Source organism: Pseudomonas brassicacearum, from assembly GCF_003732265.1.
Lineage (GTDB): Bacteria > Pseudomonadota > Gammaproteobacteria > Pseudomonadales > Pseudomonadaceae > Aquipseudomonas > Aquipseudomonas brassicacearum_D.
The window spans coordinates 1-295 of the sequence record NZ_MOBK01000037.1; the positions used below are offsets into that span (position 1 = coordinate 1).

1 pseudogene is annotated in these 295 nt (G+C 61.4%); it reads left to right on the forward strand.

The window, feature by feature from the left end:
- Positions 1-158, forward strand: a pseudogene (locus BK660_RS29920) (IscS subfamily cysteine desulfurase); the annotation flags it as partial.
- Positions 159-295 lie beyond the last annotated feature (137 nt).

Below are 295 nucleotides of genomic sequence, written 5' to 3' on the forward strand. Positions count from 1 at the left end.
TTCCATCCCACGTGCTGCTGGCCCTGGGGCATGAAGCCCGCTCGGCGAGTCGCACGATCCGCTTGAGTCTCGGCCGGTTCACCACCGAGCAAGACATCGACCAAGCGGCAGAACTGATCAAAGCGGCCTGCGCCAGTGCCCCGGCATTCTGGCAGTAGCGCCTTAAAGCGCCGACTCAGATCGGCACTCAACAATAAGCTGAAGCGATTAGCAGGAGACACGATGAGTACGCAGCCTTCGATCAATGGATCGGTGCCACCGCGCCTGGCGCAAACCCGCGAACTGATGAGCCGAG